Annotated in this window: 13 protein-coding genes and 1 pseudogene; 7 read left to right on the top strand and 7 right to left on the bottom strand. The window is 66.0% G+C overall.

Features of this window, described 5'->3' with window-relative positions; translation table 11 throughout:
- Positions 1-50: 50 nt before the first annotated feature.
- Both IVA88_RS08510 and IVA88_RS08505 read right to left on the bottom strand, forming a co-directional pair.
- The gene (locus IVA88_RS08510) at positions 51-419 is read right to left on the bottom strand and encodes a hypothetical protein (RefSeq protein WP_247496825.1); all 369 of its coding nucleotides are present in this window, start codon (positions 417-419) and stop codon (positions 51-53) included.
- A gap of 110 nt (positions 420-529) precedes the next feature.
- The gene (locus IVA88_RS08505; protein ID WP_247496824.1) at positions 530-985 is read right to left on the bottom strand and encodes an Hsp20 family protein; all 456 of its coding nucleotides are present in this window, start codon (positions 983-985) and stop codon (positions 530-532) included.
- A gap of 343 nt (positions 986-1328) precedes the next feature.
- Between IVA88_RS08505 and IVA88_RS08500 the strand changes: the two genes are divergently transcribed.
- A complete protein-coding gene (locus tag IVA88_RS08500) occupies positions 1329-1553 on the top strand; it encodes a hypothetical protein (RefSeq protein ID WP_247496941.1) in 225 nt (74 codons plus the stop codon).
- Entirely contained in the window at positions 1550-1729 is a 180-nt protein-coding gene (locus IVA88_RS08495; RefSeq protein ID WP_247496823.1) for a hypothetical protein, read from the top strand. The genes IVA88_RS08500 and IVA88_RS08495 overlap by 4 nt, the downstream gene beginning before the upstream one ends.
- A 28-nt stretch (positions 1730-1757) precedes the next feature.
- Here IVA88_RS08495 and IVA88_RS08490 read toward each other — a convergent pair whose 3' ends face one another.
- Complete coding sequence (locus IVA88_RS08490; RefSeq protein ID WP_247496822.1) at positions 1758-2480, bottom strand: DUF72 domain-containing protein; 723 nt, start codon at positions 2478-2480, stop codon at positions 1758-1760.
- Positions 2481-2589: 109 nt separating this feature from the next.
- Between IVA88_RS08490 and IVA88_RS08485 the strand changes: the two genes are divergently transcribed.
- On the top strand, positions 2590-2835 hold the full coding sequence (locus tag IVA88_RS08485) for a hypothetical protein (protein WP_247496821.1): 246 nt from the start codon (positions 2590-2592) through the stop codon (positions 2833-2835).
- A gap of 6 nt (positions 2836-2841) precedes the next feature.
- Here IVA88_RS08485 and IVA88_RS08480 read toward each other — a convergent pair whose 3' ends face one another.
- The 4 genes and pseudogenes from IVA88_RS08480 to IVA88_RS08465 all read right to left on the bottom strand — a co-directional run bounded on the left by IVA88_RS08480 (position 2842) and on the right by IVA88_RS08465 (position 7847).
- Entirely contained in the window at positions 2842-3990 is a 1149-nt protein-coding gene (locus tag IVA88_RS08480; protein WP_247496820.1) for an amidohydrolase, read from the bottom strand.
- Positions 3991-4193: 203 nt separating this feature from the next.
- Complete coding sequence (locus IVA88_RS08475) at positions 4194-5282, bottom strand: mandelate racemase/muconate lactonizing enzyme family protein (RefSeq protein ID WP_247496819.1); 1089 nt, start codon at positions 5280-5282, stop codon at positions 4194-4196.
- A gap of 74 nt (positions 5283-5356) precedes the next feature.
- A complete protein-coding gene (locus tag IVA88_RS08470) occupies positions 5357-6550 on the bottom strand; it encodes a M20/M25/M40 family metallo-hydrolase (RefSeq protein ID WP_247496818.1) in 1194 nt (397 codons plus the stop codon).
- 53 nt (positions 6551-6603) lie between these two features.
- Positions 6604-7847: pseudogene (locus tag IVA88_RS08465) on the bottom strand (MFS transporter).
- Between the two features lie 126 nt (positions 7848-7973).
- Here IVA88_RS08465 and xylB point away from each other — a divergent pair.
- From xylB to IVA88_RS08445, 4 genes are all read left to right on the top strand, one after another.
- Positions 7974-9419, top strand: a complete 1446-nt coding sequence (xylB, locus tag IVA88_RS08460) for a xylulokinase (protein WP_247496940.1) — start codon at positions 7974-7976, stop codon at positions 9417-9419.
- Between the two features lie 209 nt (positions 9420-9628).
- Entirely contained in the window at positions 9629-11161 is a 1533-nt protein-coding gene (locus IVA88_RS08455) for a sugar ABC transporter ATP-binding protein (protein WP_247496817.1), read from the top strand.
- Complete coding sequence (locus IVA88_RS08450; RefSeq protein WP_247496816.1) at positions 11154-12209, top strand: ribose ABC transporter permease; 1056 nt, start codon at positions 11154-11156, stop codon at positions 12207-12209. The genes IVA88_RS08455 and IVA88_RS08450 overlap by 8 nt, the downstream gene beginning before the upstream one ends.
- A 98-nt stretch (positions 12210-12307) precedes the next feature.
- Positions 12308-13255 carry an ABC transporter substrate-binding protein gene (locus tag IVA88_RS08445; protein WP_247496815.1) on the top strand — a complete coding sequence of 316 codons (948 nt, stop codon included), beginning with the start codon at positions 12308-12310 and terminating at the stop codon, positions 13253-13255.
- Positions 13256-13370: the final 115 nt, after the last annotated feature.

The following is a 13370-nucleotide window of genomic DNA, read 5'->3' as shown; positions in this document are numbered from 1 at the left end:
CCAACGGGTTTTTCTGGAGGAAGGGAAAGCGCCGGCGGATGCCCGGGACGTTACGCACAGAGATCGATGGCAGCGCGACCATCAGGCGGTCGGCCGTCATCGTCGGCGCCCGCATCGAATGCGGGACGCCGCAGCCGCATCGAGGCGCCGCCGCGGGGCGGCGGGTCGTCGTCGTCATCCAGCCTGCGCAGCGCGGCGAGGATGTCCGCGAGCCGGATGGTGTGGTCCATGCCGGGAATCTCGCGCAACGCGGGATGAGATTCGACCGCGTACATGTCGGACGCCCACGACGACAGGATGATCCGCTTCTCCGGTGTCGAGAGGCCGCGGTCGTCGAGGACGGCGCTCGGAGATGCATAATGTGCGGCGGGATGAAACAGCGGGTTGAGGCCGCCGGTGGACGCATTGGCGTTGGTCATGGTCGTCTCCCTCTACACTCCTTCCGAAGGGATGCTTCTTGATGGGCGGACGGCGACCCGGTCGCCATCCGCCCAGCTGATTGCGGCAGTGCCGAACGCGTGCGAGGAGGCTAAGCCGCCTTCTTCTGCTCGATCTGCGGCGACGAAGCGCCCGAGATCTGGATCCGGCGCGGCTTCATCGCGTCCGGAATCTCGCGCACGAGATCGATGATCAACAGGCCGTCCTCAAAGGCAGCCTGCTTGACCTGGACGTAGTCGGCGAGATTGAACACGCGGCGGAACGGGCGTGCCGCGATACCCTGGTAGAGGTACTCGCGCGCGGCGCCGTCGGGCTTCCTGCCCTCGATGGTGAGGGCGCTCTGTTCGGCGGTCACCGTGATGTCGTTGACGCCGAAGCCCGCCACCGCCAGCGTGATGCGGTAGTGGTCTTCGCCGGAGCGCTCGATGTTGTAGGGGGGATAATTGTCCTCGCTCGCCTGGCGCAGCGTGCTGTCGACGAGGTCGGCCAGGTGGTCGAAGCCGATGGTGGAGCGCCACAGGGGCGCGAAGTCAAAAGTGGTCCTCATACCAAGTCCTCCAAAGAGCAAGATGGATACGAAGGAGCGCAGGACAGGGAATCGGAAGGTCCGAAGACCCGGCCGGCGCCCGCGCCGGACCCGACGGGCATCCGGCACGCCGCTCTCGCGGCGAAAAACGAATTAGAACCGCGCAAGGGAGTTGCAAGAGGGGCCTCGAAAATTTTTTTGGCTGATCCGCCGGCGGCCGGGCTGGTCCTTCCAAAGCGCCGGCAAGCCGCGAGGAAGCGCCTTGACAGCGAAAGCAGCCTGATTATTTTTTGGGCCGGAAGATTCCGCTTCCCATACCGCCAAATCGATAAAGGACCGTGGAAGACCGTCAGGGGTGACGACGATGCTCAATCAGGATCTGGCCCGCCTCCGTGTGCACCGAAACAATGTCTCCCGCTACCGGCGCTTGCTGAAGACCAAGCTGTCGGACATCGAACGCCAGTTTGTCGAACGACGCCTCGCCGAGGAGCAGACCGCGCTCGAGGCTCTCGCCGCCGATGTCTTCCCCGTTGCATTCACCCTTCCGAACCAGCCATCGGCCTCCACCGCGAGGGGAGCGGAACGATGAGGGAGGTCCGCGACCTCCTCATTCGCGGCAGCGAGAAGGTGATCGGGCACTATCGGCTGCTGCTGGCCGGCGCCAGAACCGAGAGCGAACGCGAGCTCTACCGCAGCAGAATCCAGCGGGAGCAGCGCCTGCTCGACGAGCTGCAAGGCGGCCAGCCGGACCGATCGGCGGCATGACGGCGCTTCGCCCGGCCTTATCCGTGCGTTACAGCAATTGCTTCAACGCCTGTGCATCGGCCGGCGCCGCGCTCTTCTGGTCGTTGTCGAAATAGACAAAGACGTCGCAGCCCTGCCGCTTCCAGGACTTGATGCGCCGCGCCCATTGCGCCAGCGTGGCTTTGGTATAGTGGCCGTGATAGCGCCCGCTTGGCCCGTGTCCGCGCACATAGACGAAATCCGCCGTGCGCTTCCATGGCGCCGGCGCGTCGTGGTGGTCGGACAAACACAGCGAGATGTTCTCGTCGGCCAGCATCCGCAGGATGCGCGGCTGATACCAGCTCGGATGGCGGAATTCGAAACTGTAACGCCGCTTTCGCGACAACAGCTTGAAGAAGGCGGCGAGCCGGTCCGCGTCGACTTCGAATTGCGGCGGGAGCTGGAACAGGATCGGGCCGGCCTTGCCACGGAGCCGCGAGATGCGATCTTCCAGCAGTTCGAGGCTGTTGACGGAGCGCTCGGACAGCCGCTTCCAGTGCGTGATGAATTTCGATGCCTTCCAGGCGAAGACGAAATCGCGCCCGGTCTGCTCGCGCCAGGCCTCGACGGCCTCCGGAGTCGGGGTACGGTAAAACACCCCGTTCAGCTCGGTGGTGTCGAATTGTCCGGCATAATAGCGAAGCTGCTCCTTCAGCGTCACGCCCTCCGGAAAGAACGGGCCTCGCCAGGAGGCGTAATGCCAGCCGGAAGTTCCGATCAGAAGGCGCGCCATGTCCGTGTCATCGTTCCCCGCCTCCGTTTGCAATCGTCGGACGCGGCCCGCTGGATGCGGGGAGCCGCGTTAGCCAAAAGGGAACGCCCGTGCGGCCGATACGTTGCTCGTGAGCTTGATCAACGCAGGACCGGAACCGATGTACGCGCTGTTCGAAGGCAACAAGCAGATCGGCGACCCATTTCCCTCCGAGAAGGAGGTGTGGGAAGCCGCATTGATCGAGGGGCTGGTGACCGACGTTCCCGTCGCGGACGAGGAGGGCGGCAGGCTCCTGCCTGCCGGCTATCACGTCGCGCAGGTCGAGGAGACGTTCGAGCCGAAGCCGGGCTGGAAGCTGCCGCGCGAGATCTCTTGAGCGTGCCTAGTTCGACGCCAATGCCGTCTTGGCGACTTCGGCCATCCAGCTCGATGCCACCGGCAGGATCGCGTCGTTGAAATCATAGCGCGGGCCGTGCAACTCGGCCCCGTCGCGTAAAGTCCCGTTGCCGATCCAGACGAAGGCGCCGGGGCCCCGCGAGAGAAAGTGGGCAAAATCCTCGCCGGCCATGCTGGGCGCGAGGTCGCGCCGCACCTCGGCGCGCACCTTTTCCGCGGCGAGGCGGGCAAGGGCGGCTTCGACCGGCGTGTTAATGACGACGCCAACGCCAATAACGATCTCGGGCGTCACCTTGACGCCAAAGCTCGTCGCGATCCCGGCGCAGATCGCTTCGATGCGCGCTATGACGATGTCCTTCACCGCGTCGCGATGATACCGCAGTGTGCCGCCAATCACGACGCGCCCGGCGACCTGGTTGCGCGCCGTGCCGCCCTCGATCGTGCAGAGCGAGAGCACGGCGGTGTCGAGCGGATCGACGCTGCGCGACAGGATCGATTGCATCGCCACGATCAGATGGCCGGCCGCCATCACCGGATCGCGCGTCAGATGCGGCATGCCGGCGTGCCCGGCATGGCCATCGATGGTGATGATGACGCGCCCGCCGGAGGCCATCACGACGCCGTCATGGACTGCGATGGTGCCGGCAGCGAGTCCCGGCCAGTTGTGAAAGCCGAACACCCGCTCCATCGGAAAGCGCTCGAACAGCCCGGCCGCGACCATCGCGCGCGAGCCGCCAAAACCTTCCTCCGCCGGCTGGAAGATGAAATCGACGGTGCCGCTCCAGCTGGTGTCGGCGGCGAGCAGCGCGGCGGCGCCGAGCAGCGAAGCGGTATGCCCGTCATGGCCGCAGGCATGCATCACGCCGGGATTTTTCGAGGCGTAGGGCAGACCGGTGTCCTCGGTGATCGGCAGCGCATCCATGTCGGCGCGCAGGCCGACGCGGCCTTGTGCGTGTCCGCGGGTCAAGGTCGCGACGATGCCGTGGCCGCCGATACCTGACTCGAAGGGAATGCCGAGTTCGGTGAGCTTGTCCTGCACGAAGGCGGCGGTGGCTTTCTCCTGGAGAGATAGTTCGGGATGCGCATGCAAATGCTGGCGCCACGCGGTCAGTTTCTGGTGCAACTCGGGGAGCAAGGCGGGAATCTCTTGGATTGTGTGTCGGCGTCGGCACCATAGCCGAATAACCGCAGCTTGCATCAAGCGTCAGCGAATGCCTCGCGTGCAGCAACGCGTTCGGTCCCATCGTCATGGCCGGGCTTGTCCCGGCCATCCACGTCTTGCTTGTTGCACAGAGAACGTGGAAGCCCGGGACAAGCCCGGGCATGACGACCAATTTTCTATGGCGAAAGCTTTGCCAGTCCGTCCCAGTCGAAGCTGATGCCGTGGCCCAGACGGTCCGGCGCGAGCGCAAGCCCGTCCTCCAGCACCAGCGGATGCTCGATGTATTTGTCGAGCCCAAAACCGTGCGCCTCGAGATAAGAGCGGTTCGGGCAAGCCGCGAGCAGGTGCACGGTGATGTCGTGCGCGCCGTGGCTGGTGACGGGCAGGTTGAACGCCTCCGCCAGCCGCGCGATCTTCATGAAGGCGGAGACGCCGCCGCAATTGGTGACGTCGGGTTCGGGATAGGACACCGCGCCCGCGACGATGTAGTTTTTGAACTCCCACAGCGAGCGCAAATTTTCGCCCGCCGCGATCGGCACCCCGCCGGCCTGCATGATGCGAGTGTGGCCCGCGACATCGTCGGGAATGATCGGCTCCTCGAGCCAGGTGAGGTCATAGGGTCGGAAGGCGCGGGCGGCGCGGATCGCTTCCTCGACGGTCCATTTCATGTTTGCATCCGCCATCAGCGGAAAGCCGTCGCCGAGATGCTGTCGCATCGCCGCGACCCGCGCGACATCCGATTTGAGATCAGGCCGGCCCGCCTTCATCTTGATGGCGCGAAAACCCTTGGCGAGATTGCCGTCGGTTTGCTTCAGCAGCGCCTCGACGGAGAGATCAAGGTCGATGCCGCCGGCATAGCAGGGTACCCGCGCGTCGAAGCCGCCGAGCAACTGGTACAGCGGCAGTTTCGCGCGCCGCGCCTTCAAATCCCACAGCGCGATGTCGAGCGCCGAGAGCGCCAGCACTGCCGGTCCGCCGCGCCCGCCATAATGCAGGCCCCACCAGACCTGATGCCAGATCGCCTCGGTATCGTCGGCCTCGCGTCCCTCGACGAGCGGCGGGATCTCGCGCTTGAGGATGTCGGCGACGGCGCCGCCATTGCGCCCGACCGTGTAGGTGTAGCCGACGCCCTCGGCGCCATCGGCATCGCGCACCCGGCAGGTGATCAGCTCGAACGCCGCCATGTCGCCATGCATCGAGTCCGACAGCGTGACAGGAAGGGGGATCCGGTAGAATCCGGTCTCGACGGTCGAAATGCGCGGCATGCGGCCTCCCTGCGTTTTCTTTGCAGGCTAGGCCGACGCGCGCCGCCCGGCAAGCGCGCGCCGTGCAAGGCAGCTCACCGCATCGTCGCAAGCTGCACGGCCAGCGCACAGGCGCGGTCGTATTCGTCGAGATTGATCCATTCGTCGATCGTGTGCGCCTCGTTTTGGCCGGCGCCGAAGGTGACGGTCGGAATGCCGTGGCGGACCATCCAGTTCGCATCCAGGCCGCCATTGGCGGCGCGCACGTTCGGGGTTCCGCCCACGGCAGACACCGCCTCGATCGCGCGTTTCACGACCGGCAAATTCTCCTTCATGCGGAACGGATAATAGTCGGTCTTGGCCTTGAATTTGACCCTGCCGGATTTTCCTTGTGCATTGTTGACCTTCTTGGCCGCCTTCTCGAACGCCGCCTTGTAGGCCTTGGTGATCTCCTTGAAGAATTTTCCGTCGTGGCTGCGGCTTTCGCCGCGCACATGCACGTAGTCGGTGACGACGTTGGTGGCGTCGCCCGCAGGCCGCCCTTCGCCGCCGGTGACGGGGCCGACATTGCTGGTGCCTTGCTGCTTGCGCTTGACCACCTTGCCGAACCAGCCGCCGGCCTTCACATCGGCCAGCGCAAGCGCCATGATCATGGTCGAGGAGATGCCCCGCTCGGGCGCGACGCCGGCATGCGAGGCGCGGCCGAAGATCTCGACAGTCCAGCGATCGGCGCCGACGGCGCCGATGACGACGTTGGAGGCCGAGCCGCCGTCATAGTTGAAGGCCATCAGCGGCGAGCCGAGCTCGTCGAGCTTGACGTGGCGCGCGCCGTAGAGCCCGCTCTCCTCGCGCACGCAGAACAGCAGCGTGATCGGCGGATGATCGAGATTCTGCTTTTCGAGTTCGGCCGCCAGCGTCACCAGCACGCCGCAGCCGCAGCGGTTGTCGCCGCCGAGCGCGGTCTTGGCCCCGTTGACGATCTTGCGACCGGATTTCTTCGGCTTGGCGCCGGCGCACAGCGGCACGGTGTCCATATGGGTCATGAACATGATGCGCGGCTGGTTGTGCAGCGCGCCGCGGCCGGGCAGGTCGACGATGAGGTTGCCGGTCTCGGTCGGCACGGGAATGCGCGTATTGGCGTCGTCGAGCCGGATCGCCTTCGCCGGCACGCCGCTTTCCTTCAGCGCGGCCGTGAGCTCACGCCCGATCGCCGCCTCCTGTCCGGTGACGCCCTCGACGGCGAGAAAGCGCATGAGGCGGTCGGTGGCGGCTTTGGTGTCGACAGGCATGAGTTATTCCTTTGGCGCGCATTCGATGGGGAGAACTCTTTGCGCAGCCCATCCTACGAACGCGGCGAGGTGTAAGTCAAAAAGATCAGCGCGCCGATGCCAAGCATGGCAGCCATGAACAGCAGCACCGCCGGCAGCCCTGCAAAAGCCGCCACTGCGCCGGTCATCGACTGCATCAGGGCCGCGCCGAGGAAGAAGGCGAGGTTGATCGCCGCGAGCGCCTTGCCTGCTACTTGCGCGTCGACCAGCTGACGCGACATGCCGAACAGCAGCGGCTGGGCCGAGGTCGCCAAGCCAATGAGCACGAACAGCACCAGGTCGTATTGCGGCGGCATTACGGGCACACCACACAACATGGAGATGGCATAGTTCGGCGCCCCTAACGCCATCAGCGCCAGCAGCAATGCGCCCGCCAAGTGCGTTCCGGCCACCAACTCGCGGCGGCGGCCGAGCCTGCGGTCGATCATGCCGATGACAAGCGGACCTGCGATCATCGCCAGCGTGAACGCGCCGAGCTGGTTGCCGGCCTCGACCCGGGACAATCCCTTGACCTGCATCAGCCACGGCCCGCCCCACAGGCCGCGCAGCACCAGCGAGGTCGCAAGCGATACCAGCGCCAGCGCGATCAGGCCGCGCAAGGGCCGCGACAATCCGAGCCTGAGCACCTCGACCATCTGCGACAGCGGCGAGGACTCGTCCTTGTGCTCGGCCGGCTGGCTCGGCACCAGCATGAACACGGCAAACGCGACCACGACGCCGCCGAGTGCGGAGATCCAGAACCCGGCGCGCCAGCCATAAGTGTCGACCACGAAGGCGAGCGGGCTCGACGACAACAGCATGCCGATATTGCCGATCGAGAGGATCGTGCCCGACCACAGCCCGAACCGCGCGGCCGACAATTGCTTGGCGGCCAGCGTCATCGGGCACATCAGCATGCCGGAGGTGGCAAGCCCAGCAGCACCTGTCCGACCGCGAAGCTTTCGGGTCCTGTCGCGAACGCCGACGCGATGGCACCGACCACGGTTCCCGCGAGCAGGCTCAGCGACACCGGCCGCACGCCGAACCGGTCCATCGCCGCGCCGACCGGGATCTGCGCGGCTGCAAACGCGAACGGATAGACCGAGGTGAGGCTGGCCAGCGCCTGTGGTTCGATGCCGAAATCCGCCGCCATCAGGTCGAGGCTGACCGCCGGAATGGTGCGCAGCAAGGTCGAGAGCATGTGCCCGCAGGCGAGCGCGAGCAACGCAAGGATCAGCGCGCGGGTGGCTCCCGCGTCGTTGGTGGCGGTCGTCGTCATGGGCGTTGCGTCCCGAGAAGCTTTCGGGTGGGGTTACATGATTGGCGAGTGCATGCCAACATCGGGAACGCCATGGCCGCAATGTCATGGAAGCGTAAGATCCTGGACGCGCAAGCAAGTGGTCTCATGTATCTCGGCATCGATCTCGGTACCTCTGCCATCAAAATCGTTCTGGTCGACGACGCGCAGCGCGTGGTGGCGAGCCGCAGCCGGTCGCTGACGGTCTCTTCGCCGCGTCCCGGCCATTGCGAGCAGGACCCGGCGCAGTGGATCGAGGCGACGTTCGCGACGCTGGACGGGCTGAAGGCAGATCACGCGCGCGAATTGGCCGAGGTCGAAGGCATCGGCCTGTCCGGCCAGATGCACGGAGCAACGCTGCTCGATTCCAATCTCGTGCCATTGCGGCCCTGCATTCTCTGGAATGACGGACGGTCCTTCGCGGAATGCGCCGAGCTGGAGCAGCGCTGGCCCACCTTGCGGACGACGACGGGCAACAAGGCGATGCCGGGATTCACGGCGCCAAAGCTGCTGTGGGTCGCCAGGCACGAACCGGAGATCTTCGCTGCGACAAAACTGGTGCTGCAACCCAAGGCCTATCTGCGCCTGGTGCTGACGGGTGAGGCGATCGAGGATGTCTCGGACGCCTCGGGTTCGCTGTGGCTCGATGTTGTCAGCCGCGATTGGTCGGATGAGGGGTTAGCGGCGACGTTTCTGTCGCGCCGGCAGATGCCGCGTCTGGTCGAGGGCTGCGCGCCTTCGGCACGGCTGCGCAGCGAAATGGCGCAGCGCTGGGGCATGACCCGGCGGCCGATGATCGCCGGCGGGGCCGGCGACAATCCGGCGGGAGCCGTCGGCATCGGCGCCGTCAACCGCGGCGCGGCCTTCATCTCGCTCGGAACCTCCGGCGCATTGCTGGTGCCGACCGAGACGATCGCGGCCAATCCGGAGCGGGTCGTGCACATTTTCTGTCACGCCGTCCCAGATCGATGGATTCAAGCCGGCGCGATCCTCTCGGCGGCCTCGTGCCTGGCGTGGATCGGGCGGCTGTTGGGGACCTCCGAGGCCGAGCTGCTGGCGCCGCTCGGGTTGCGCCCGAAGGCGCCGTCGCCGGTCAGCTTCCTGCCGTATTTGTCCGGCGAACGCACCCCGCACGATGACCCGGAGGTGCGCGGCATGCTCGACGGGCTCAGTCACGCCACGGATCGTGACGCCATCGTGCAAAGCGTGCTGGAAGGCGTCGCCTTCGCGCTTGCGGATTGCCGGGACGCGCTTGCCGACACGGGACTTGTGATCGCAGAGGCGGATGTCATTGGCGGCGGCTCGCGGTCGCGGTTCTGGCTTTCCGTGCTGGCCAATGTCCTCAACATTCCCGTGCATCGCTTTGCCGATGGCGAAACCGGCGCTGCGTTTGGCGCCGCGCGGCTCGGCCGCCTCGCCGTCACCGGGGAGGCGATCGACGCCGTCTGCACCGCGCCGCAGCGGGTCGAGACGTTCGAGCCGGAGCCCGCGCTCGCACAGGCCTATGCCGAGCGGCTTCCGGAATGGCGCCGCCTGTACCGGCCGCGGCGCTGATGGCGATACGCGATGATGTGGCGAAGAAAAGGCATCGCGTCCGAGATCGGTTCGGTCTGAAAAAGAAAAATCTGCGTTCGACCGACTGGTCAGCACGCCGGAGCTATTGCCCTGCGCCGCGGCCTTTTGTTTAATGCGCCACCCGCGCCAGGGACCAACGAGACGCGGGTGAGGTTGCGATGCCGCCGTCGGCGCGTCGGGGAGGTGTGATGAGCGAGCCCATCCTCGAGATGCGCCGGGTCTCCAAATCGTTCTTCAGCATCAAGGCGCTGCGCGACGTCGACCTCACCGTCTACGCGGGCGAAATCCACGCCTTGATGGGCGAGAACGGCGCCGGCAAATCCACCCTGATGAAGATCTTGTCGGGCGCCTACCGGCCGGACCCGGGCAGCGAAATCCGCATCGACGGCCAGCCTGTGCAGATCAGCGGCCCGCTCGGCGGCCGCGCGGCCGGCATCGCGATCATCTATCAGGAACTCTCGCTCGCCCCCAATTTGAGCGTCGCGGAGAATATCTATCTCGGCCGCGAAGTCTCCCGCGGCGGCTTGCTGGCGCGGGAGACGATGCAGGCCGGCGTCGGTCCGATCCTGGCGCGGCTCGGTGCGGATTTCACGCCGCAGACCCTGGTGGCCAATCTCTCGATGGGCCAGCGCCAGCTGGTCGAGATCGCGCGCGCGCTGCACGCCCGCTCCAGGATCCTGATCATGGACGAACCGACCACCGCGCTGTCGGCCGGCGAGAGCGAAAGGCTGTTCGCCCTGATTCGCCAGCTGCGCGCCGAAGGTCTCGCCATCATCTATATCTCGCATCGCATGGACGAGGTCTATGCGCTCGGCGACCGCGTCACGGTGCTGCGCGACGGCACGCTGGTCGGTTCGCTCGACAAGGGCGACATCCGCGCCGACACCATCGTCCGGATGATGGTGGGACGCGACGTCTCGTCCTTCTACAAGAAGGAGCATGATCCCAGAAATGATCTTAAGGCGCCGGCAGCGCCCGTGCTCGCGGCCGTCGACATCGCCGACAACAGGCGCGTCAAGGGATGTTCGCTGACGGTGCATGCGGGCGAGGTCGTCGGCCTCGCCGGCCTCGTCGGCGCCGGCCGTACCGAGCTTGCGCATCTCATCATCGGCGCCGCTCCGATGGTCTCCGGCCATGTCGAGATCGAGGGCCGCGCGGTCTCCATCCGCACGCCCGGCGAGGCGCTGGACGCCGGCATTGCCTACCTCACCGAGGACAGGAAGGCGCTCGGCCTGTTTCTCGACATGTCCTGCCTCGACAACATCAATCTCGCGGTGCTGGGCCGGGATGCGAAATTCGGCGGCATCCTCGACCGCGACAAGGCCCGCGACCGCGCCAGGCGCGCGTTCACCGCGCTCGGAATCCGCGCCGCGAATGTCGGTGTTCCCGCCGGCGGGCTCTCCGGCGGCAACCAGCAGAAGGTGCTGCTGTCGCGGCTGCTGGCGATCGGCCCGAAAATCCTGATCCTCGACGAGCCGACGCGCGGCGTCGACGTCGGCGCCAAGTCCGAGATCTATTCGATCATCGACAATCTCGCGAAGTCGGGCACCGCGGTTCTCGTCATCTCGTCCGACCTGCCCGAGATCATCGGCATCTGCGACCGCGTCGTCGTGATGCGCGCTGGGCGGATTGCCGGGCAGATCCGGCGCGATGCGACAACGCAGCTCAGTCAGGAGGAGATCATGGCACTCGCCACCGGAACGGAGCAGCTCGATGCCTGAGAACGGCGCTTCCGCCAACGCCGCCCCTGTCAAGGCCGCGCCCGCCGCGCCCGGCCTTTCCGCCGCGCAGGAGACGAAGCGGCAGCGTACGCGGATGATCATCCGCGCCGTCGGCATGCTGCCGGTGCTGCTGTTGCTGTGCATCGGCTTTCACGTCCTGTCGGACGGCCGCTTCTTCACCGGCCAGAACATCGGCATCGTGGTGCAGCAGTCCGCGGTCAATACCGTGCTGGCCGCGGGCATGACCTTCGTCATCCTTACCGGCGGCATCGACCTTTCGGTCGGCTCGATTTTGGCGGCGTCGGCGATGGCCGGGCTGATCATCTCCAAATTTCCCGATCTCGGGGTGCTGTGGTTGCCGGCCGCGGTGCTCACCGGCGCCGTCTTCGGCATTCTCAATGGCGGCTTGATCGCGCTGTTGCGCCTGCCGCCCTTCATCGTCACGCTGGGATCGTTGACCGCCGTGCGCGGCGCGGCGCGCCTGCTCGGCGCCGACACCACGGTGTTCAATCCGTCGATACCCTATGCCTTCATCGGCAACGGCGCTTTGACCTTCATTCCCGGCGTACTGTCGATTCCCTGGCTCTGGGTGATCGCATTGCTGGTCATCCTGGTGTCGTGGCTGCTGCTCAAGCGCACCGTGCTCGGGGTCCACATCTACGCGGTCGGCGGCAACGAGAGCGCGGCGCGGCTCGCCGGCATCAAGGTCTGGGCCGTGCTGATCTTCGTCTATGGCGTGTCCGGCCTGCTCGCGGGCCTCGGCGGCGCGATGCAGGCGGCGCGCCTCTACGCCGCCAACGGCCTGCAGCTCGGCCAGTCCTACGAGCTCGACGCCATCACCGCCGTGATCCTGGGCGGCACCTCCTTTGTCGGCGGCATCGGCTCGATCTGGGGAACGCTGGTCGGCGCGCTGATCATTGCCGTGTTGTCGAACGGCCTGATCCTGATCGGCGTCTCCGACGTCTGGCAATACGTGATCAAGGGCCTGGTGATCATCGGCGCGGTCGCGCTGGACCGCTATCGGCTGCAGGGCTCGGCGCGGACCTGAGAGCAAGAAAATGCAGCCGGCACTGCGCCGCGCATGTCCATTCCGTCACGGCAACTGGTCGCCGTGCCGGAGCTTCAAACAGACCAGGGAGGAAACCAATGTTGAAGACGATCTCGTTTGCCGGCGCCGCGATGGCGCTCGTCCTGAGCTCCGCGCCGTCCTTCGCCAAGGAGCTCAAGTCGATCGGCATTTCGCTGGGCTCGCTCGGCAATCCGTTCTTCGTCGCGTTGTCGAAGGGCGCCGAGTTCGAGGCCAAAAAGACCAACCCAAACGTCAAGATCACCACCGTCGGCTTCGAATATGATCTCGGCAAGCAGGTCACCCAGATCGACAATTTCATCGCCGCCGGCGTCGACCTGATCCTGCTCAATCCCGGCGATCCCAAGGCGGTTGGCCCTGCGATCAAGAAGGCGCAGGCCGCCGGCATCGTCGTCGTTGCCGTCGACACCGCGGCCGAAGGCGCCGACGCCACGGTGACCACCAACAACGTCCAGGCCGGTGAGATTTCCTGCCAGTACATCGTCGACAAGCTGGGCGGTAAAGGCGACGTGATCATCGAGAACGGCCCGCAGGTCTCCGCGGTGATCGATCGTGTCGTCGGCTGCAAGAACGTGCTCGGCAAGAACCCCGGCATCAAGGTTTTGTCCAACGACCAGGACGGCAAGGGCTCGCGCGAAGGCGGCCTCACGGTGGCGCAGGGCTATCTGACGCGCTTTGCCAAGATCGACGCCATCTTCGCCATCAACGATCCGCAGGCGATCGGCACCGACCTTGCGGCGCGCCAGCAGCAGCGCACCGGCATCGTCATCACCGCGGTCGACGGCGCGCCCGACATCGAAGCAGCGCTTAAGGACCCGCAGGCGACGCAGATCCAGGCCTCCGCCTCGCAGGACCCGTTCTTCATGGCCCGCCGCGCTGTGCAGGTCGGCGTCAACATCCTCAACGGCCAGAAGCCAACGTCCACGGTCGAGCTGCTGCCGTCGAAACTCGTCACGCGCGACAATGTCGGCGAGTACAAGGGCTGGACGTCGGACCGGTCGCAGTAGCGGGCAGAAAGGCGGCCGGTGCCGTACAAGGCGCCGGCCGTCTTGTGTCGCGCCAAGGGCGACCGAGGTCGCGAGCACCTGCGGCTCGACGTGAAAATCCGCGCCCATCAGACCG

The organism is Bradyrhizobium sp. 149 (genome assembly GCF_023073915.1).
Taxonomy (GTDB): Bacteria; Pseudomonadota; Alphaproteobacteria; order Rhizobiales; family Xanthobacteraceae; genus Bradyrhizobium.
The sequence above is the reverse complement of the archived record's forward strand: the minus strand, read 5'-3'. Positions and strand labels throughout refer to the sequence as shown.